This window comes from Sphingomonas sp. LT1P40 (assembly GCF_036663835.1).
Lineage (GTDB): Bacteria > Pseudomonadota > Alphaproteobacteria > Sphingomonadales > Sphingomonadaceae > Sphingomonas.
In genome coordinates, this window is the sequence record NZ_JAXOJT010000002.1 from 737,779 (window position 1) to 756,470 (window position 18,692).

Below are 18,692 nucleotides of genomic sequence, written 5' to 3' on the forward strand. Positions count from 1 at the left end.
AACCCGGTTTCACGCGATACGGAAGCACCTAGCGATATGGAAATCGCGCGCTAAGGTACCCCTTATGCCGCGCGCCAGATGCGGTTCACAGGGGCAGACCATTTGACTAATTTCCCGATCGGCATTTTCGGTATCATCGCGATCCTCGCCATCGCGGTCCTGTTGTCGTCGAACCGTCGCGCGATCCGGCTGCGTGTCGTCGGCGCGGCGTTCGCGCTTCAGGCGGGGATCGCGTTTATTGTGCTGTACGTGCCGGTCGGCCAAACGGTGATTGCGCGCATGGCGAATGGGGTGACCGCGCTGCTCGGCTATGCGCAGGAGGGGACCAACTTCATTTTCGGCCCGCTGGCGCAGCCCAATCTTGGCGGCGCGAGCTTTGCGATCGCGGCGCTGCCGGTGATCATCTTCTTCGCCAGCCTCGTCTCGATCCTCTACCATCTGGGCATCATGCAGTTCGTGATCCGCTGGGTCGGCGGCGGGATCGAACGGGTGACCGGCGTGTCGAAAGTCGAATCGCTGTGTTCGGCGGCGAACATCTTCGTCGGGCAGAGCGAGTCGCCGCTGGTCATCCGCCCCTATCTCGCCAAGCTTACCCCGCCGCAGCTGTTCGCGGTGATGACCGTCGGCATGGCGGGCGTCGCGGGCACGATCCTCGCGCTCTATGCCAGCTTCCTCAAACCCGAGGCGCTGCCGTATCTGCTGGCCGCGTCGTTCATGGCGGCACCAGGCGGGTTGCTGATGGCCAAGATCATGATGCCCGACGTGCCGCCGGTCGAGGAGGAACTGCCACTGGGCGACGATCCGGAGGATGTCGTGATCCGCGTGGTCGAGCATGAAATCGAGGAAGAAAAAGCCGCCAACATCATCATGGCGGCGGCGAGCGGCGCGCAAACCGGCGTGCGGATCGCGGTAGCGGTGGGTGCGATGGTGTTAGCATTCGTCGCGCTGGTCGCGCTCGCCAATGGCCTGTTGAGCGGTGTCGGCAGTTGGTTCGGCTATCCGCAGTTGAGTTTCCAGATGCTGCTCGGTTATGTGTTTCAGCCGATGATGTTCCTGATCGGCATCCCGTGGCACGAAGCGGGTGCGGCGGGCGGATTGTTCGGCACCAAGATGGTACTCAACGAGGTCGTCGGTTTCGTCGAGCTCGCCAAGCTGACTGAGCTCAGCCCGCGCAGCGTCGCGATCATCACCTTTTCGCTGTGCGGTTTCGCCAATTTCAGCTCGATTGCGATCCAGATGGCCGCGACCGGCAGCCTCGCGCCGAACCAGCGCCCGATGATCGCCAAGCTGGGGATTAAGGCGCTGATCGCTGGCAGTCTGGCGAATTTGATGAGTGCGGCACTGGCGGGGTTGATGCTGCCGTGAGCGAGCGGCTCGTCGCGCATGTATCGAAGACCAGGATGCTGATTCTGATATTTATTGGAGGGGCATTTTTGGCGGCGGGGTTCTGGATTGTCATCAATGCCGACGAACTTGCGTACCAGAAAGGCTTCGATAGTTCTGCGCCCATCTTGTTCATTGGCGCTGTCGCGATTCTGGTTTTCGGCGGACTTACGATCGTGGGTGTACGCCAGCTATTTCGCAACGGGCCAGTAATGGAAATCGACACGCGCGGTATCCTTTGGCGGCGCTGGTTGGACCAGATCATTCCATGGAGCGCGATCGTTCGCACGGAGCAGCGCGCAATCTATAACCAAACGTTCCTGTGCGTATGGCTCGATGCGCCGGAGCACTACCCTGCTCAATCGACTCTCGGTAGGCTGTCAGGCCTGAACAAAGGCATGGGTTTCGGCGATCTCGCATTGACAATGCAGGGCACCGATCAGAGCTTCGACCGACTGACCGAAGTAATCCATACTCATCTCGGTGCCCACAATCATCGCGTTGGCACCGGCTCCGGTCCCGAATAGTCGTAAAAGCCGCGCCCGGTCTTCCGCCCGTACCAGCCGGCTTCGACATATTTGATCAGCAACGGCGCGGGGCGGAATTTGGGGTCACCGGTCCCTTCGAACAGAACGCGGCTGATCTCAAGGCAGGTGTCGAGGCCGATGAAGTCGGCGAGCGTGAATGGACCCATCGGGTGGTTCAGGCCCAGCTGGATCGCGGCGTCGATATCAGGAATCGTTGCGACCCCCTCTCCAAGGGCAAAGCACGCCTCATTGACGAACGGCATCAGCACGCGGTTGACGATGAAGCCCGGGGCGTCATTGGCGTGGACGATGCGCTTGCCCAAGGTCTCGCCGTAAGCCTCGACCGCAGTGACGGTCGCGTCGCTGGTGGCGAGGCCGCGGATCAGCTCGATCAGGCCCATCACCGGCACCGGGTTGAAGAAATGCACGCCCACGAAGCGCGCCGGATTGGGCGAGGCCTGCGCCAGCCGCGTGATCGGGATCGAGGAGGTGTTGCTCGCAAGGATTGCGTCCGGCCCCAGCACCTTGCCGACGCTCTCAAAGATCTGGCGCTTGATCGCCTCCCGCTCGGTCGCGGCCTCGATCACCAGATCGCAGACGGCAAACGCGTCGGTGCCACCGACGCATTCGATGTTGGTCAATGCGGCATCGAGCGCTTCGGCGGTGATCTTTTCCTTCTCCACCGCGCGCGCGAGTTGCTTGGCGATCCCGGCCTTGCCCTTTTCGGCGCGCTCGGCGTCGACATCGGACAACAGCACGCGATAGCCCGCCTGCGCCGAAACCTGAGCGATGCCTGCTCCCATTTGTCCCGCGCCGATTACGCCGATCGTCTTCATGCTTGCCTCCGATATCGAATATGGCAGCCTCCTACCGACTCGTTTCGCAAACAGCTAGGATGCTGGCCATGCTGACCCTCGCGCTTGTCTTTGCCGTTCAGGTATCTGCCCCGCAGTTGGGGCCGATCAAGGTGTTCGGCGATTGGGTGGTCGCGTGCGACAATATCAAGCAGTGCGAGATGACCTCGCTCTGGCCCGGCGAGGCGCAGCCGGACGACAGATCACCCTACGACCAGGTGTCGGTTTCAGTCGAGCGCGCGCCGGGACCGACGGGTGGGTTCACTGTCGAAGTGCAGTTGCCCGCCAATGCCGGAAATGATTCGCTGCGGGTGACGACCGAGCGCGGGCTGGACGTGCGCGCGATGCCGCGAAAGGATTTTCTGCGCATTACCGGTACCGATGCCGCCAAGGTTGTCGCGGGGATGATCGATGGCGCGGACCTGCGAATCGGCGATGAAACGTCGGTGATGGGTATGGCATCGCTCAAGGGATCGTCGGCCGCCCTGCGTTTCATCGATGCCGAGCAGGGACGCGTAGGAACGGTCACCGCAACAGTTGCTAAAGGCACCAAGCCGGTGAGCGCGGTCCCGGCACCGCCGGCAATGCCTAAGGTGAGTTACGTGCGGCCGACGGGCGTGGCGGCATCGTTCACCCCGGCAATGCGCGCCGCGCTCGACAAGGCGAGCGAGTGCGGCAGCGTCTATGAGGGCGGCGAGGGGGAATTGCCCAAGGCCGAAACCGCCGCGCTGGGCGGGGGCAGGACGCTGTTGATGCTACCATGCGGGAGCGGCGCGTATAACTACTCGACGGAGCCTTATATTCTCGCCGCCGGTGCCAGGCCTGTGCTGGCGAAATTCGATGTCGCGCCGGGCATGGCGAGCGAAGGACCGCCGAACCTCGTCAACGCGACCTTCGATGCGAAGACGGGGCGGTTGGCGAGCTATTCCAAGGGACGCGGGATCGGCGATTGCGGGTCGGCCGAAACCTATGTCTGGGACGGGACGATGTTCCGGTTGATCGAAGCGCGGTCGATGATCGAATGTCGCGGTTCGGTGAACTGGCTGACGGTGTGGCGTGCCGAGCCAGTGGCGCGTTAAGGCAAGGCGATCTCGAACAGCTTCGGCCAGCGCTTGCCGGTGACGTAGAGTTTCCCGGCCTTCGCGTCATAGGCGATGCCGTTGAGCACCGATTCGCTATCGCGCACCACTACTGTCGCGGTCACCGCCGACAGATCGATGAAGCCCTTGATGACGCCGCTCGCCGGATCGATTCGCGCGATCAGGTCGGTGTGCCAGATATTCGCCAGCACCTCGCCGCGCACGAACTCCAGCTCATTCAGCTGATCGACCGGCTGACCGTTCCAGGTGACGCGGATGCGCCGCCGTTCGGCCATTGTTTCAGGGTTCAGAAAACGCAATTCGGCGGTGCCGTCGCTCAGGATCAGGCTGCTGCCATCGTGCGTGAGCCCCCAACCTTCGCCGGTGTAGCGGAAGGTGCCGGTCTGGCGGAATGTCTTACGATCCCAGCGGAACCCAATGCCGTGCCGCCAGGTCAGGCTGACGATGGTGCCGCGCCAGCCGGTGCTGCCCTCACCAAAATATTGCGCGGGCAGCCGCGCTTCGCGCTTTACCTTGCCGGTGGCGAGATCGACTTCGCGGATCGCCGATTCGCCGCGCTGACCGGTGCTCTCGAACAGGTGACCTTCGCTGAAGAACAGGCCTTGGGTAAATGCCGCCGGATCATGCGGATGAATGGCCAGAATCGTCGCCGTCTCGATCGGCGAACCGGCTGGCGTTTCGGCGCGTGTCTCCGACTGGCTTGTCTGGGGCGCCGAAACGACAGGGGCCGCCCCGGCCAGCATGGCCAGGGCGACCCCGATTATCGTCCCGCGCCCGACCTGGATCAGTCGGTGCATGGATTTCCGTACCTTCGACGTCAGTCCTGCGACGGCGACAGATTCACCGCAGCATATTTGCCGCGACGATCGACTTCGAGCTCGAACTCGAGCTTGTCGCCTTCGTTGAGCGTCGGCATGCCTGCACGCTCGACCGCCGAGATGTGCACGAACGCATCCGGCTGACCGTCATCGCGCTGAATGAAGCCGAAGCCCTTCATCGCGTTGAAGAACTTGACCGTACCGGTCGCCTTCTCACCCGTCAGCTGACGCTGCGGGCCACCGGCACCGCCGCCAGCACCGCCGCGAGGGGCACCCGGACCAGCATCGCGGTCACGCGGCGGACCGCGATCTTCGACTGGCATCGGTTCGCCGTCGATCTTCAGATCGGTTGCGCTGATGCGGCCGCCGCGATCAACCAGCGTGAAACCCAAAGGCTGCCCTTCGGCCAGACCGGTCAGACCGGCTTGTTCGACCGCGCTGATATGCACGAAAACATCTTCACCGCCATCGTCGCGGACGACGAAGCCAAAGCCCTTCTGGCCATTGAAAAATTTGACCACGCCGGTGCCTTCGCCAACGACCTGGGGGGGCATGCCGCCACCACCGCCGCCGCCGCGATTTCCGCCGCCGAAGCCGCCGCCACCACCGCCGCCAAAGCCACCACCGCCGCCGCCGCGATAACCACCTCCGCCGCCGCCGCCGCCGAAGCGGTCACCGCCGCCGAAGCCGCCACCACCGCCGCGATCGCCAAAACCACCGCCGCCGCCGCCGAAGCGATCGCCGCCGCCACCAAAGCTGCTGCCGCCGCCAAATTCATCGCCGCCGAAACCGTCGCGCTTGTCTCTGCCACGCCCGCCGCGATCCCCGCGGCGCCCTCGATCAAAACTCATTGCCCTGTTCGTCTTCCCGGTCGCCCAACTTCGATGCGAAAACCATACGCTGGACGAAGGCGCAGGCATTCCGGCGCTCCTGAGACACGCCTATGGAATCAGGTCATAGCGAACTACGACACGCCGTGCGAACGATTTCGTCTAATTTGAACACCATTTCAACCGAACCTTGCGCACCTGCGTCCCAGAAGGCACAGGGCGGGGATGACCGATATTTCTGTATTGCTGGCCGACCCGGCCGCCTGGGCCGCCCTGATCACCCTCGTCATCATGGAAGTGGTGCTGGGAATCGACAATCTCATCTTCATTTCGATTCTGTCGAACAAACTGCCGGAGCATCAGCGGCAAAAGGCGCGCCGCATCGGTATCGGGCTGGCGCTCGTCATGCGGCTGGCGCTGCTGTCGATGATCGCATGGATCGTCGGGCTGACCGCGACCGTGTTCGATCTGGGCCTGACCGGACCGGTCGGAGCGAATGGCGAGCCGAGCTTCGAGACGCTGTTTTCATGGCGCGACCTGATCCTGATCGCGGGCGGCCTGTTCCTGTTGTGGAAGGCGACCAAGGAGATCCACCACACGCTGGATCCGGTGCCCAGCGACCATGCGGTGCTCGACAAGAAGCAGGTCGCGGGCCTGAACTTCGGATCGGCCATTTTTCAGATCATTCTGCTCGACATGGTGTTCTCGATCGATTCGATCCTGACCGCGGTCGGCATGACCGAGCATGTGCAGATCATGTATGTCGCCGTCATCGTCGCGGTGATCGTGATGCTGGTCGCCGCCGATCCGCTGGCCAACTTCATCGACAAGAACCCGACGGTGGTGATGCTGGCGCTGGGCTTCCTGCTGATGATCGGTGCCGTGCTGATCGCCGACGGCTTTGGCGTGCATGTGCCAAAGGGGTATATTTATGCCGCGATGGCATTCTCCGCGCTGGTCGAGGCGCTCAATATCTTCTCTCGCCGGGCAAAGGCGAAGAAGGGCGGGCCGCAAGAACCACCCGCTAGCCCCTAAGCTGGCCATTGAGCGTTCAGAGATAAGCGGCTAGTCGCACGCGATGGCCGTTTACCTGCACGAAGAAGATTTGCCCGCCGACGTGTTCGCACCGGGCGTCGATATCGCCGTCGATACCGAGACGATGGGGCTGCTGACGCCGCGCGACCGGCTGTGCCTGGTCCAGCTGTCGGACGGCGGCGCGGACGAACATCTGGTGCGGTTTTCGCCGGGCAGCGACTATGCCGCGCCGAATTTGAAGGCAGTGCTGGCCGATCCTGCGCGGGTGAAGCTGTATCACTTCGCGCGGTTCGATCTGGCGGCGGTCAGCCATTATCTGGGCGTGACCGCCGGGCCGGTCTATTGCACCAAGATCGCCTCAAGGCTGGTGCGCACCTATACCGACCGGCACGGCCTGAAGGATCTGGTGCGCGAGTTGCTGGGGCAGGAAATCTCAAAGCAGCAGCAATCGTCCGACTGGGGCGGGCCGGTGCTGAGCGAGCCGCAAAAGGAATATGCCGCGTCGGACGTGCGCTATCTGCACGCGATGCGTGAGGAGCTCGACCGGCGGCTGGCGCGCGAGGGCCGGACGGCGCTGGCACAGGCTTGTTTCGAGTTTCTGCCGCATCGTGCGGAGCTTGATCTGGCGGGCTGGCCCGAAACCGATATCTTCGCGCATGTCTGAAATTGCCCTTCAGGAACGCTCACGGCGCAAACGCTGGGCGCGGCCGGGCAGCAGCCACGATTATATCGTGCGCACGCTGCTGATGGTGCTGCCCGCCGGGATCGGTGTGCTCGGCGCGTTTCTGGTGATGGCACCGCTGTTCATGGGCGGCGAAATGTCGTTCCTGCTCGACAAGAACAAGGTCGATGTCGCCAGCGAGCGGTTGCGTATCCAGTCGGCGCGCTATCGCGGTGCCGATGCGAAGGGGCAGGCGTTCGTGCTGCGCGCAGGATCGGCGGTGCAGAAGAGTTCGGCGCAGCCTGTGGTGCAACTCAACGATCTGGCCGCCGGGATTCAGTTGTCCGACGGTCCGGCCGAGGTGAAGGCGCAGCGCGGACGCTATGACATGGAGAGCGAGCAGGTCGCGGTCGATGGCCCGATCCAGTTTCGCACCTCCGATGGCTATCGTCTCGACACGCGCGATTCGACGATCGATCTGAAGACGCGACAGCTGACAGGGACTGGCGCGGTCGATGGCAGCACCCCGCTCGGCAAGTTCAGCGGGAACAAGATGACGGCAGACCTCGACAAGCGCACCGTAAAAATACAAGGGAATGCCCGCTTGCGGATCGACCCCAAGCGCGCAAATAGGTGACCATGTCCCGTCCCCTCCTCATCGCGGCAATCGCGGCAATCGCTACCTCCGCCGCAATCGGTACCGCGGCGCTGGGTCAGACCCGCCACGATTCCAACGCGCCCATTGATTTCGCCGCGCAGAATATCGAGCTTCAAGACCGCGCCAACCGCGCGATCCTGTCGGGCGGGGTGCGGATCACACAGGCGAACATGACGCTGACCGCGGCGCGCGTCACCGTCGTCTATACCGGCCAGGTGATCGACGGCTCGCCGTCGGTTTCGCGTTTCGATGCATCTGGCGGGGTCACGGTGACGAGGCCGGACCAGACCGCCAAGGCCCAGTACGGCGTTTACGACATCAACCGTCGCGTCATCACCATGCTGGGCGCGGTGACGTTGCGGCAGGGCAGCAACACGGTGAGCGGCGGGCGGCTGACGCTCAATCTCGACACCGGCCGCGCCTCGATCGACGGCTCCGGCGTCGGAACCACGCGCGCAGCGGATGGCAGCGTGGTGAAATCGGGCGGGCGCGTGACTGGACGTTTCACGGTTCCCAAACGCGACTGATCCGGTCGCTGGATCGCACGGCCGCCTTCTTCATGCATAAAACTTGCCAAGTGACGGCGCGATAAGGATTCGCTAAGCACCGCGTGCGAGCAGGAAAGGCTATATGGCTGACGTCGAAACGCTGGAACCGGTGAACGCTGAAGAAGCGGCCACGCTTGGCGCGGGCCTTGCGGTCGTTTCGATCGCCAAGGCCTATGACAAACGCGTCGTGCTGTCGGACGTGTCGCTGACCGTCGGGCGCGGCGAAGTGGTCGGGCTGCTCGGCCCGAACGGTGCCGGCAAGACCACTTGTTTCTATTCGGTGATGGGGCTGGTGAAGCCCGATTCGGGCCGCATCATGCTCGACGGCAACGATATCACCGCGCTGCCGATGTATCGTCGCGCGATCCTGGGCCTGGGATACCTGCCACAGGAGACGTCGATTTTTCGCGGGCTGACGGTCGGCAAGAACATCTCCGCCGTGCTCGAACTGGCCGAGCCGGACAAGGCGGCACGCGAACGGCGGCTTGAGCAGTTGCTGGAGGAGTTCGGCCTGACCCGGCTGCGTGACGCACCGTCGATGGCCTTGTCGGGCGGTGAGCGCCGCCGCGCCGAAATCGCCCGAGCACTGGCCGCCGACCCCTCGATCATGCTGCTCGACGAGCCGTTTGCGGGCATCGATCCGATCTCGATCTCCGATATCCGCGATCTGGTGAAGGAATTGAAGACGCGCAATATCGGCGTGCTGATTACCGACCATAATGTGCGCGAGACGCTCGACATCGTCGATCGCGCGTCGATCATTTACGATGGTCGCGTGCTGTTCGCCGGGTCGCCGGAGGATCTGGTCGCCGATGCCAATGTGCGCCGCCTGTATCTGGGCGAGGGCTTTTCGCTCTAGCTTATGAGCCTCGCGCCACGCCTCGATCTCAGGCAGTCGCAATCGCTGGTGATGACGCCGCAGTTGCAGCAGGCGATCAAGCTGCTGGCGCTGTCGAACCTCGAAATCGAGACCTTCATCGCCGAGGAGCTGGAGAAGAACCCGCTGCTCGATTCGCTGGGCGGCGAGGACGAGCGCGGCGGGGCGGATATTGCCGAGCCGGAGCGCGATGCGCCGGTAGAATCCGGGGAGCTGCTCGATTCGAGCGCGGCCACGGGCGAAGGCGCGCTCGACATCGCGTCGGCGGGCGAAAACCTGCATCAGGACAGCGCATCCGATTCGATCGGCGGACTGGATGGCGGTCTCGGCATGGCCGGGACGGGCGCGGGCGGGATGGGCGAGGACGGCCCGGACTTCGACAGTTTCGCGTCCGCGGACCTGAGTCTTGCCGATCATCTGACCGCACAGGCCGGAGCGAGCGTTGCGGGGGCGGACCTGTTCATCGCCCAGCATCTGATCGACCAGATCGACGAGGCCGGGTATCTGACCGCATCGTTGCTCGACATGGCGACGCGGCTCGGCGTGCCGCTGGCGCGGGTGGAGGCGGTGCTGGCGATCATCCAGACCTTCGATCCCACGGGCGTCGGCGCGCGAGACCTCGCCGAATGCCTGGCGCTGCAAGCGAAGGAGGCGGATCGTTACGACCCGTGCATGGCCGCACTGATCGCCAATCTAGACTTGCTCGCGCGCGGCGAACTCGGGCGGCTGAAGCGCATTTGCGGCGTGGATGACGAGGATATGGCGGATATGATCCGCGAATTGCGTGCGTACGATCCCAAGCCCGGCTGTCGCTATGGCGGCGATCCGGTGCCTGCCGTCACGCCCGATGTGTTCGTGGCGCAGCGAGGGAACAGCTGGGCGGTCGAGCTGAACAGTGCGACGCTGCCGCGCGTGCTGGTCAACCGATCCTATTATGCCGAGGTGTCGGCGGGGCCGCAGGACAAGTCGAGCAAGGCATGGCTGAGCGACATGCTCGCCAGCGCCAACTGGCTGGTCAAGGCGCTCGATCAGCGCCAGCGCACGATCATCAAGGTATCGAGCGAGATCGTGAAGCAGCAGGAGGCTTTTTTCCGCAAGGGCGTGTCGCACCTCAAGCCGTTGACGCTGCGCCAGATCGCCGATGCGATCGAGATGCACGAATCGACCGTCAGCCGGGTCACGTCGAACAAATATCTGTCGTGCGCGCGCGGGCTGTTCGAGCTGAAATATTTCTTCACCTCCGCCATCCAGTCGACCGAAGGCGGCGATGCGGTGTCGGCGGAGGCGGTGAAGAGCGCGATCCGCGCGCTGATTCAGGCGGAAGACGCGAAAAAGATCCTTTCCGACGACACGCTGGTCGAACTGCTCAACGCCAAGGGCTTTGACATCGCCCGACGCACGGTGGCGAAGTACCGCGAGGCGATGGGGATTGGCAGTTCGGTCCAGCGGCGGCGGCAAAAGGCGCTGGAGGGGGCTTAGCGCGTCCTACTTCGCCCGCTTGGACTCCTGCGCGATGGCGTCCAGTTCGGTGTCGAACAATCGCGCCGCCAGCAGCGCGGTAGCGGCCGAGCGCGCGAAGAAGTCTTTCGGGATCGCCGCGAAATCGTCGCCGGGCTGGTGATAGTCGGGATAATCCTCGACGCCGAAATAGGCGAAGGGGATGCCCTTGGCGTGAAACACATGATGGTCCGACCCGTCGGTCCAGTCGTCGATTCCCTTCCATGGCGGGCCGTCATGCCCGAGCTTGAGCGAGACCGGCGCCGCCTTCGCCAGACGCTCGAAACGCGGGCGGAGAAAGGGGTAATGGTGCGCCCCGGCCAGCCACAACTCGTTCTTGTCGCTGCGGCTCATCATGTCGAGGTTGAGGTTCATCACGATGCGCGACAGCGGCACCGGCGGCGCGGCGACGAACGCCTTTGCGCCGAACAGCCCCTGTTCCTCCGCATCCCATAACGCGAAGATCACGTCGTGTTCGGGCCGCTCGCGCACAAAGGCTTCGGCAATCGACAGCAGCACCGCGACGCCCGAGGCATTGTCGTCGGCACCGTTGAAGATCTTGCCATCCTGCACGCCAAAATGATCGTAATGTGCCCCGATCACCAGCACGCGATCGCTCTTGCCCGTTCCCGGAATGCGCCCGATCAGGTTCACGCCCTTTAGCGGCTTGTCCTTGTAGACCGTCTCGAACGGTTGCTCGAGCGCGGCGTAAGCGGGTTCGACGCCGATGGCGCGCAGCCGTTCGAGCAAATAGGCGCGCGCCTTGGCCGAACCGGGCGTGCCGGCGAGCCGGCCCTCCATATCGTCGGCGGCCAGGATGCGGACATCGTCGAACAGCTGTTGCGGCGGCGTTTGTGCGGCGGTGGTGGCGGTCAGGCAAATGCCGACGAATAAAGCGAGGAAACGGGCGATCATAGGCCATGCTTTGCCGCCCCGCGCCGCAGCGGCAAGCGAAAACAAATCCGCTGTTGCGCCCGCTTCGTTCCATGTCCAATCAGCGAGCATGACCAGCATCGGCATTTACGGTAGCCTCGGCCGAATGGGCCTGGCGATTCAGGACATCCTAGCGGCCGAAGGGCTGCGGTTCGCGGGCGGTGTGGATGCGAGCGACGATCCGGCGCCACTGGCGCGCGATGCCGATGCGCTGGTCGATTTCTCTGCCCCCGCCGCGCTCGAAGCGCACCTCGCCGCCGCGCGCGCCGCCGGTACGCCGATCGTCATCGGCACCACCGGGCTGTTGCCGCAGCATCATGCGATGATCGACGAAGCCGCGCGCGATATCGCGGTATTGCAGACCGGTAATACCTCGCTGGGCGTTGCCTTGCTTGCGCGGCTGGTGCGCGAAGCGGCGTCGCGGCTGGGGCCGGACTGGGACATTGAAATCGCGGAGATGCATCACCGGCAAAAGCTCGACGCGCCGTCCGGCACCGCGCTGATGCTGGGCGAAGCGGCGGCGGCGGGGCGCGACGTGGCGCTGGGCGAAGTGCGGGTCGCCGACCGGGCGGGCCTGACCGGTGCGCGGGCCGAGGGGACAATAGGCTTCGCATCGCTGCGCGGCGGCACGGTGGTGGGCGACCATCTGGTGATCTTTGCCGGGACCGGCGAGCGGATTGAACTGGCCCATCGCGCCGACGATCGCGCATTGTTTGCGCGCGGTGCGGTCAAGGCGGCACTGTGGCTGAGCGGCCAGCCTGCCGGTCGCTACACGATGGACGCGGTGCTCGGCCTTTGAAGAGAGCCGACGTTTTTTCGTTCTTCGAGCGGTTGGCGGAGGCCAATCCGCACCCGGAGACCGAACTCGAATCGGTCAACGACTATACCCTGCTCGTCGCTGTGGTGCTGTCCGCGCAAGCGACCGATGTGGGTGTCAACAAGGCGACCCGGCGGCTGTTCGCCGAGGTCGATACACCGGAGAAAATGGTCGCGCTTGGCGAGGACGCGCTGAAGCAGCACATCAAGACGATCGGGCTGTTCAACGCCAAGGCGAAGAACGTCATCGCGTTGAGCAAAGCGCTGATCGCCGATCATGGCGGGCAGGTGCCCGCCGACCGCGATGCACTTGAGAAGCTGCCGGGGGTAGGGCGCAAGACCGCCAATGTCGTGATGAACGTGGCATTCGGGGCGGAGACGTTTGCGGTCGACACGCATCTATTCCGACTGGGCAATCGCACCGGCCTTGCCCCCGGCAAGACGCCGCTGGCGGTGGAACTGAAACTCGACAAGGCCGTGCCCCAGCCGTTTCGGCTGCACGCGCACCATTGGCTGATCCTCCACGGCCGCTATATCTGCAAGGCCCGGACGCCCGAATGCTGGCGATGCGTCGTCGCCGATCTTTGTGCGTTCAAACCCAAGACGCCGCCCCCCGCCCGGGGTAAGGCCGACGCCGTTACTTGAGGAGATCGTCATGCGTATCCGCACCATCGCCGCCGCCGCGGTCCTGCTTGCCATTGCGCCGGGTGCCGCGAAGGACAAGGCGGTACCCGAAGCCACCCCGGATGGCGAACCGGTGGACTGTGTCCCGCTCCGCCAGATCCGCGACACGCGCGTCCACAGCGATCAAGTGATCGATTTCCGTATGCGTGGGGGCAAGACTTATCGCAATACGCTGCCGATGGCCTGTCCGCGGCTGGGGTTCGAGGAGCGCTTTCTCTATAAGACTTCGGGCAGCGAGCTGTGCGCAATCGACACCGTCACCGTGCTGATTGGACCAACCGCCGACGATCAGGGCGCGAGCTGTGGTCTTGGCCAGTTTCAGCCGGTAACGCTGACCAAGAAGTAAGCGGCGCAAACGCGGCGCGAATCGACTGGCGCGCCGCGTTTCGCTTTGCTAGTGCCGCGCCTGCGCACCCGTAGCTCAGCTGGATAGAGTACTGCCCTCCGAAGGCAGGGGTCACTGGTTCGAATCCAGTCGGGTGCACCAACTATTTTTCGCGTTCCAGCAATTCCTCGCGGATATGCACCGCGCGGATCGACAGGCGCACCTCGACCAGAAACGCGATCAGCCCGGCGGTGAGGAACAGCATCGACGCGATAAACGTCACCGCCACCACACCGCCGATGTCGAGATGGGTGAGTTCCGCCCCAAACAGCAGCGCGACGACCAGACAGATGGCGATCGCGCTGGCAACGCACAGCCAGATCGCGTGGTTGATCACCGACAGCCGCCGGTCGATCAGCCGCAGTTCGGCGACGTGCCGCTCATGTTCCGCCCCAGTCGATACCGGGTGCAGCTGTTCGATCTTGCGCGATCGGTCGACCACCCGTGCCATCCGCCCGACCAGCACGTTGAGCAGGCCCGCGATGCCCGCGAGCAGGAACACGGGGGCGATCGAGATCTGGATCGTCGCGGCGACGGTGGAAAGCATGATCGGTTGCATGGGCATGCTTCTAGCACGGCTGCGGCAAAGCTGAACCGGTTGCGGTACCGCCCGCACCTCCACCGGTTGGTAACCGATTGCGGCTACAAACCGCGCATGACGAAGCCGATGCCGCTCGCCGAATTCACGCGTTTGCCGCCGCTGCTCACTGCGACGGTGGGGGACGGGCTGGCGAGTGCGCTCGACACGGTCGCGGATCGCGCGGCGCCAACCCACCGCTTTCTACGCTATGGCTGGTTTGCCGCCGCTTTGGGTGCCTATGGCGGCGCGGCGCGGACGCTGACGATCGCGCGTGAGGGGGCACCGGTGCTGGCGCTGCCGTTCGTGCCCATGGGTCCGGGCGCGCTTGGCGCGGCGACGGTGCCGGGGAGTTACTGGCCGTTTCGCAGCTTCCCCGTCGCGGGCGATGCCGGGGCGGAAGCGTTCGAACTGCTGCTCGACCGGTTGGGGCGCGAGGTGACGGCGCTCAGGGTGGGGCCAGTCTATGACGGCGACCCCGCGCTGGAAGGGCTGCGCGCCGCCGCCGAAACCAAAGGCTGGCTGGCGATCGACCGGTTCGTTGCCGAAAGCTTCCTGCTCGACATGGCGGCGCTGCGTGACGAGGGGACATGGCCGCGCAACTCGACGCTGCGCAAGAACCGCTTTCACGAAAAGCATCTGGGCGAGCATGGCGCGCTCGACTGGCGCTTTGTCTCGGGCCCGAACTGGACCGACGTGGCGTTCAATGACCTCGCCGCAGTCGAGCGTAAGAGCTGGATCGCCGATCGCACCGATGGCAGCGATGCCAAGTTCACCGATGATGGCCACGGCCCGTTCTGGCGCGGCGCTGCCGCCGACCCGGTGCTGGCGGAAATGATGTGGGCGGCGGTGCTGCATATCGACGGTGAACCCGCAGCGTTTTCGTTCGACATGAATGCGGGCGGCCTGAAATACGCCATCGCCAACAGTTACGACCCGCGCGTGGGCAAGCATTCGCCGGGCAAATTGCTTTACTATCGCAACCTCGTCCGCGCGATCGACGATGGCATCATGACGGTCGACTGGGGGGCAGGCGACAGCGGCTACAAGCGCGTGATCGGCGCCGCGGCGGGTCCGGCAATCCGCGACTGGCTGTTCATCCGGCGTGGCGCTCCGGCGACGATCGGGCGTCTGCTCAAGGGCCTGTGGCAGCGCAGCGGTCACGCGCCGGTCTGATTCCCCCTGCACCTGTTGCATTTTCAATCGTTGCTTATAAAGTGACAGCTGCGAGCGATATGACTCGTGCCACAAGCGGGGCGGCTTCGGCTGTCTCCAGATGGAGAAAGCAGCATGGAGAGGAAGAAACTGGCAGTTGCCGGTGGGATCGCGCTTGTCATCGGCGGTATCGCCACGGCAGCTAGTGTTTCACACTTCAATACAAATGAAGCAGGCAAGATTGTCGTAAAACCCGCTGCCCCGGCGGAGACGGCGGCGGGGTCCGGCGGCGGTACGAGCGGTTTTGCCGCGATGGCCGCCAATGACGCGCCGGTACTGGGTCTGGCCGATTCGACCATCGAGACCTTTCACGACAGCGATGTCGATCTGTGCGGCACGACCAAGGTCAAGCAGGACGGCCCGGTCCGTGTGTTCGAGGATCAGTATAACGTCATCCACATGACCGTGTCCGATGCCGATGCAAAGGGGTGGCAATGGCATGGATCGGTCACCGGCTTCACCAACAACCCCAAGACCGCTGTGCTCGACTGCACACCCGTCATGATCGGCAATGTCGGCAATACCGACCCGTCGAAATTCGATCAGAAAACGTGGATTCAGGGCTATTATTTCGATGGCACCACCGCCTGGGCCTATGGCCATCAGGATTTCTGGGGCAACCGCGTCAACAACGATCCCGATTGCCACAAATCGGGTGCGACCGATGGCAAACCGGGCTGCTGGTACGCCTCGATCGCCACCTGGAAGGCGAACCCGGTGTCGAGCGCCAACCGGCATCTGGATTTCAGCCGCGACGGCACCGCGCCGGGTCACATCGCCATCTATCCGCATGTCCAGTATCCCGGTGACGCGTTGACGCCGACCGCGGGCTGGATCGGTTATGGCGCGCCGTCGAACATCTTCCGTGGCCGCAATCAGGACGGCACGACCGACAATTTCTGGTACATGTATGCCTATACCAATTCGGGCTATGGCGGGCAGGCGAAGGGGGTATGTCTGTTCCGCAGCGACAATCCGGCGGACAAGAGCAGCTGGCGCGCATGGAACGGCAACGCGACGACGCCCGGCTTCACGCAGGTGATGGGCAATCCCTATACCACCACCAATTCGACCTGTGCGGTGGTGCAGCCGACCCTGTTCAACACCTATGTGCGCAGCGTCGTGTGGCACAAGCCGTCGAAACATTATGTGGCGATTCTGCGCAAGTCCGACGGCGTCTATTACACCACCTCGACCGACATGCTCAACTGGAGTGCGTCCACCCTGTTGCTGACGTCGGACAGCGATGCGGCGAGTTACCCGGTGCTCGTCGACTTCGACGGCGGCGATTATGGCGACGACAATTTCGACCGCGCCTATGACAATGGCAAACTCTATATGTTCTATCGCAAGAAGAACACGACCAACAACAATCTGCGCATCACGCGACGCAAGATCGACATCACCAACTATGCGGCGGATGCGCCGGGATCAGGCAATCCGGGGTGACACGGGGGCGGGGCGGCGATGCGTCGCCCCGCTTTACCGGTAGAGGATGCGGAGCGGCACGGCGGCCGCCATTGCGCGATAGCCCTCTGCACTGGGGTGCAATTTGTCGCCGCTGTCGTAAGCCGTGGCGAGCGCGAGCGGGTCGGCGGGATCGCGGCCCGCACGGTCGAAGTCGATGACGTAATCGTAGAGGCTGCTGCTGCGGATAAAGCCGTTGAGCGCGGCGCGCACGCTCTCGCGTTCCGCCGTGAACCTCTGTCGCCGCGTCGGCAGCAAGGTCGCGCCGATGACGCGCAGCCCCGCCATTCGCGCGCGCAGTGCCAGTTGCGCATGCGCCTGGATCAGCGGCACGGCGGTGATCGGGGTGCCGTAAATATCGTTGATCCCCTCGAACACGATCAGCGTGTGGACGCCCGCATGCGACAACACATCGCGGTCGAGTCGGGCGAGTGCGTTGATGCCCGCACCCGGACGCTGTGCCGCGATGCGGTTGCCCGAAATTCCGGCATTGACCAGCCCCAGCCGCCGCGCTGCGGGCAAGCGCGCCAGCCGCCGGGCGAGATGATCGACCCACCCTTGATAACTGCCGCGTGGATTGCCGCCGCTGTCGGTGATCGAATCGCCGATGATGGCGACTGACCCGGCATTGGGCGCGCCCTCGCCGATCAGCGCATCTGCAAACAGCCAGTGCGGGACGGTGGTCGGAAACGCGCTACCGTCCTCCACCGCGCCATGATCGCCGGGGGCGGAAAGGTAGCTGTTGTCCTTGGGCCGCAGATGGCCGGTCGTGGTGGCGGGGCTGCCGCTGATCGCCACGCTGACTAACAGGTCGGCATTCGCGGCGACCGGGAGCGCGACGGAATCGCTTATGACGCTGGCTCCCGCCGGGATGACGATGCCGCCGCTGCCGTTGAAGGTCACGCGCCGGTTGCTCCTGCGCTGGACGTTGGCACCCACAGCCCGCAATCCGATGTGCAAAGACGCGACCACCAGCGGATCGGTCCCGAACGCATTGCTCAGCCGCACCCGCACCCGCCCCGCATCCGCCGTGGCGCGGATCGCCAGACGGATGGTGCGGTCGGCGACGGGATAGTCGAGCCGGTCCGTTGCCGTTGCCCAGATCGTGGTCGGTTCGCTCGATCCACGTCGCGTCTGCGCCAGCGCGGGGGTCGCGGCGAGTCCGGCCAGGCCGGCCAGCGCCGCACGCCGGTCGAGCCTCACGAAACCGCCCGCCACCCGGCGACGATTGCGACGGCCCGCCGCCCGACCTCCTCCGCGCTCATGCCCGGTTTGAAGAGCGCGGTGCCGATGCCGAACCCGGCGACACCCGCGGCGCGGAACGCGGCATAGCCATCGGCATCGATCCCGCCGACGGCAAAGATCGGGATACCGGACGGCAGCACCGCACGCCATGCCGCGACGGTCCCGGCCCCAAGCATATTTGCCGGAAACAGCTTCAGCGCGGACGCACCCGCGCCGATCGCGGCGAATGCTTCGCTGGCGGTGGCGACGCCCGGCATCGTCGTCAGTCCGCGCGCGGCGGCATGCTCGATGACACCCGTGTCGGTATTGGGCGCCAGAATCAGCGTCGCGCCTGCATTTGCCGCCGCATCGACGGCATTGGCGCTCAGCACGGTCCCGGCACCGATGACCGCACGTCCCGCCAGACCCTGCGCCAGCCGCGCGATGCTGTCGCACGGATCAGGCGAGTTCATCGGCACCTCGATCAACGTGAAGCCCGCTGCCACCAGTGTTTCGCCCACCGCCAGCGCTTCGTCCGGCGCGATCCCGCGCAGGATTGCGACCAGCGGGAGTGAGGCGCGCGCAGTATCGAAATCCATCGTT

21 protein-coding genes and 1 tRNA gene are annotated in these 18,692 nt (G+C 64.5%); 15 read left to right on the forward strand and 7 right to left on the reverse strand.

The features are described 5' to 3' along the window. Positions 1-78: 78 nt before the first annotated feature. Positions 79-1,365, forward strand: a complete 1,287-nt coding sequence (locus U1702_RS15110) for a NupC/NupG family nucleoside CNT transporter (protein ID WP_332726011.1) — start codon at positions 79-81, stop codon at positions 1,363-1,365. After that, positions 1,362-1,910, forward strand: a complete 549-nt coding sequence (locus U1702_RS15115) for an STM3941 family protein (protein ID WP_332726012.1) — start codon at positions 1,362-1,364, stop codon at positions 1,908-1,910. Before U1702_RS15110 ends, U1702_RS15115 begins: the two co-directional genes overlap by 4 nt. Here the strand turns inward: U1702_RS15115 and U1702_RS15120 are convergent. After that, positions 1,877-2,746 carry a 3-hydroxybutyryl-CoA dehydrogenase gene (locus U1702_RS15120; RefSeq protein WP_332726013.1) on the reverse strand — a complete coding sequence of 290 codons (870 nt, stop codon included), beginning with the start codon at positions 2,744-2,746 and terminating at the stop codon, positions 1,877-1,879. The genes U1702_RS15115 and U1702_RS15120 overlap by 34 nt on opposite strands. A 68-nt stretch (positions 2,747-2,814) precedes the next feature. Here U1702_RS15120 and U1702_RS15125 point away from each other — a divergent pair, with 68 nt between their 5' ends. Then, the gene (locus tag U1702_RS15125; RefSeq protein WP_332726014.1) at positions 2,815-3,843 is read left to right on the forward strand and encodes a DUF1176 domain-containing protein; all 1,029 of its coding nucleotides are present in this window, start codon (positions 2,815-2,817) and stop codon (positions 3,841-3,843) included. On the opposite strand, the gene U1702_RS15130 is transcribed toward U1702_RS15125, so the two are convergent. Then, positions 3,840-4,661, reverse strand: coding sequence for a glutaminyl-peptide cyclotransferase (locus U1702_RS15130; RefSeq protein ID WP_332726015.1), 822 nt, complete (start codon positions 4,659-4,661; stop codon positions 3,840-3,842). The genes U1702_RS15125 and U1702_RS15130 overlap by 4 nt on opposite strands. A 20-nt stretch (positions 4,662-4,681) precedes the next feature. After that, complete coding sequence (locus U1702_RS15135) at positions 4,682-5,533, reverse strand: cold-shock protein (RefSeq protein ID WP_332726016.1); 852 nt, start codon at positions 5,531-5,533, stop codon at positions 4,682-4,684. A 204-nt stretch (positions 5,534-5,737) separates the two neighbouring features. Between U1702_RS15135 and U1702_RS15140 the strand changes: the two genes are divergently transcribed. From U1702_RS15140 to rpoN, 6 genes are all read left to right on the forward strand, one after another. Further along, positions 5,738-6,547: a TerC family protein gene (locus tag U1702_RS15140; protein WP_332726017.1), complete on the forward strand. Its 810-nt coding sequence runs from the start codon at positions 5,738-5,740 to the stop codon at positions 6,545-6,547. Positions 6,548-6,590: 43 nt separating this feature from the next. Next, on the forward strand, positions 6,591-7,211 hold the full coding sequence (locus U1702_RS15145) for a ribonuclease D (RefSeq protein WP_332726018.1): 621 nt from the start codon (positions 6,591-6,593) through the stop codon (positions 7,209-7,211). Next, positions 7,204-7,845 carry an LPS export ABC transporter periplasmic protein LptC gene (lptC, locus tag U1702_RS15150; RefSeq protein ID WP_332726019.1) on the forward strand — a complete coding sequence of 214 codons (642 nt, stop codon included), beginning with the start codon at positions 7,204-7,206 and terminating at the stop codon, positions 7,843-7,845. The genes U1702_RS15145 and lptC overlap by 8 nt, the downstream gene beginning before the upstream one ends. 2 nt (positions 7,846-7,847) lie before the next feature. Further along, on the forward strand, positions 7,848-8,393 hold the full coding sequence (locus U1702_RS15155) for an LptA/OstA family protein (RefSeq protein WP_332726020.1): 546 nt from the start codon (positions 7,848-7,850) through the stop codon (positions 8,391-8,393). Positions 8,394-8,496: 103 nt separating this feature from the next. Next, positions 8,497-9,273, forward strand: a complete 777-nt coding sequence (gene lptB / locus U1702_RS15160; RefSeq protein WP_332726021.1) for an LPS export ABC transporter ATP-binding protein — start codon at positions 8,497-8,499, stop codon at positions 9,271-9,273. 3 nt (positions 9,274-9,276) lie between these two features. Beyond that, positions 9,277-10,770, forward strand: coding sequence for an RNA polymerase factor sigma-54 (gene rpoN / locus U1702_RS15165; protein ID WP_332726022.1), 1,494 nt, complete (start codon positions 9,277-9,279; stop codon positions 10,768-10,770). A gap of 6 nt (positions 10,771-10,776) precedes the next feature. Here the strand turns inward: rpoN and U1702_RS15170 are convergent, their stop codons facing one another. Further along, a complete protein-coding gene (locus tag U1702_RS15170; protein WP_332726023.1) occupies positions 10,777-11,703 on the reverse strand; it encodes a M28 family peptidase in 927 nt (308 codons plus the stop codon). 88 nt (positions 11,704-11,791) lie between these two features. On the opposite strand from U1702_RS15170, the gene dapB reads away from it, so the two are divergent. From dapB to U1702_RS15190, 4 genes are all read left to right on the forward strand, one after another. After that, complete coding sequence (gene dapB / locus U1702_RS15175; protein ID WP_332726024.1) at positions 11,792-12,520, forward strand: 4-hydroxy-tetrahydrodipicolinate reductase; 729 nt, start codon at positions 11,792-11,794, stop codon at positions 12,518-12,520. Beyond that, entirely contained in the window at positions 12,517-13,182 is a 666-nt protein-coding gene (gene nth, locus U1702_RS15180) for an endonuclease III (protein WP_332726025.1), read from the forward strand. Before dapB ends, nth begins: the two co-directional genes overlap by 4 nt. A gap of 10 nt (positions 13,183-13,192) precedes the next feature. Continuing rightward, positions 13,193-13,567: a hypothetical protein gene (locus tag U1702_RS15185; protein WP_332726026.1), complete on the forward strand. Its 375-nt coding sequence runs from the start codon at positions 13,193-13,195 to the stop codon at positions 13,565-13,567. A 64-nt stretch (positions 13,568-13,631) separates the two neighbouring features. Beyond that, positions 13,632-13,708: transfer RNA gene (locus tag U1702_RS15190), tRNA-Arg, on the forward strand. Position 13,709: 1 nt separating this feature from the next. On the opposite strand, the gene U1702_RS15195 is transcribed toward U1702_RS15190, so the two are convergent. Next, on the reverse strand, positions 13,710-14,165 hold the full coding sequence (locus U1702_RS15195) for a DUF2721 domain-containing protein (protein WP_332726027.1): 456 nt from the start codon (positions 14,163-14,165) through the stop codon (positions 13,710-13,712). A gap of 96 nt (positions 14,166-14,261) precedes the next feature. On the opposite strand from U1702_RS15195, the gene U1702_RS15200 reads away from it, so the two are divergent. Both U1702_RS15200 and U1702_RS15205 read left to right on the forward strand, forming a co-directional pair. Then, complete coding sequence (locus tag U1702_RS15200; protein WP_332726028.1) at positions 14,262-15,359, forward strand: GNAT family N-acetyltransferase; 1,098 nt, start codon at positions 14,262-14,264, stop codon at positions 15,357-15,359. A gap of 114 nt (positions 15,360-15,473) precedes the next feature. Next, the gene (locus tag U1702_RS15205; protein WP_332726029.1) at positions 15,474-16,847 is read left to right on the forward strand and encodes a hypothetical protein; all 1,374 of its coding nucleotides are present in this window, start codon (positions 15,474-15,476) and stop codon (positions 16,845-16,847) included. 33 nt (positions 16,848-16,880) lie between these two features. Here the strand turns inward: U1702_RS15205 and U1702_RS15210 are convergent, their stop codons facing one another. After that, positions 16,881-18,068 (reverse strand): GDSL-type esterase/lipase family protein, encoded by a 1,188-nt coding sequence (locus tag U1702_RS15210; RefSeq protein ID WP_332726030.1) that lies wholly within the window; start codon positions 18,066-18,068, stop codon positions 16,881-16,883. Continuing rightward, positions 18,065-18,688, reverse strand: coding sequence for a 2-dehydro-3-deoxy-6-phosphogalactonate aldolase (locus U1702_RS15215; protein WP_332726031.1), 624 nt, complete (start codon positions 18,686-18,688; stop codon positions 18,065-18,067). The genes U1702_RS15210 and U1702_RS15215 overlap by 4 nt, the downstream gene beginning before the upstream one ends. Positions 18,689-18,692: the final 4 nt, after the last annotated feature.

Excerpts from the sequence above, each read along its gene's own strand:
- U1702_RS15110 (WP_332726011.1), top strand. The coding sequence starts at position 79 with ATGCGGTTCACAGGGGCAGACCATTTGACTAATTTCCCGATCGGCATT.
- U1702_RS15120 (WP_332726013.1), bottom strand. The coding sequence starts at position 2,746 with ATGAAGACGATCGGCGTAATCGGCGCGGGACAAATGGGAGCAGGCATC.
- U1702_RS15125 (WP_332726014.1), top strand. The coding sequence starts at position 2,815 with ATGCTGACCCTCGCGCTTGTCTTTGCCGTTCAGGTATCTGCCCCGCAG.
- U1702_RS15130 (WP_332726015.1), bottom strand. The coding sequence starts at position 4,661 with ATGCACCGACTGATCCAGGTCGGGCGCGGGACGATAATCGGGGTCGCC.
- U1702_RS15135 (WP_332726016.1), bottom strand. The coding sequence starts at position 5,533 with ATGAGTTTTGATCGAGGGCGCCGCGGGGATCGCGGCGGGCGTGGCAGA.
- U1702_RS15140 (WP_332726017.1), top strand. The coding sequence starts at position 5,738 with ATGACCGATATTTCTGTATTGCTGGCCGACCCGGCCGCCTGGGCCGCC.
- U1702_RS15145 (WP_332726018.1), top strand. The coding sequence starts at position 6,591 with ATGGCCGTTTACCTGCACGAAGAAGATTTGCCCGCCGACGTGTTCGCA.
- lptC (WP_332726019.1), top strand. The coding sequence starts at position 7,204 with ATGTCTGAAATTGCCCTTCAGGAACGCTCACGGCGCAAACGCTGGGCG.
- U1702_RS15155 (WP_332726020.1), top strand. The coding sequence starts at position 7,848 with ATGTCCCGTCCCCTCCTCATCGCGGCAATCGCGGCAATCGCTACCTCC.
- lptB (WP_332726021.1), top strand. The coding sequence starts at position 8,497 with ATGGCTGACGTCGAAACGCTGGAACCGGTGAACGCTGAAGAAGCGGCC.
- rpoN (WP_332726022.1), top strand. The coding sequence starts at position 9,277 with ATGAGCCTCGCGCCACGCCTCGATCTCAGGCAGTCGCAATCGCTGGTG.
- U1702_RS15170 (WP_332726023.1), bottom strand. The coding sequence starts at position 11,703 with ATGATCGCCCGTTTCCTCGCTTTATTCGTCGGCATTTGCCTGACCGCC.
- dapB (WP_332726024.1), top strand. The coding sequence starts at position 11,792 with ATGACCAGCATCGGCATTTACGGTAGCCTCGGCCGAATGGGCCTGGCG.
- U1702_RS15185 (WP_332726026.1), top strand. The coding sequence starts at position 13,193 with ATGCGTATCCGCACCATCGCCGCCGCCGCGGTCCTGCTTGCCATTGCG.
- U1702_RS15195 (WP_332726027.1), bottom strand. The coding sequence starts at position 14,165 with ATGCAACCGATCATGCTTTCCACCGTCGCCGCGACGATCCAGATCTCG.
- U1702_RS15200 (WP_332726028.1), top strand. The coding sequence starts at position 14,262 with ATGACGAAGCCGATGCCGCTCGCCGAATTCACGCGTTTGCCGCCGCTG.
- U1702_RS15205 (WP_332726029.1), top strand. The coding sequence starts at position 15,474 with ATGGAGAGGAAGAAACTGGCAGTTGCCGGTGGGATCGCGCTTGTCATC.
- U1702_RS15215 (WP_332726031.1), bottom strand. The coding sequence starts at position 18,688 with ATGGATTTCGATACTGCGCGCGCCTCACTCCCGCTGGTCGCAATCCTG.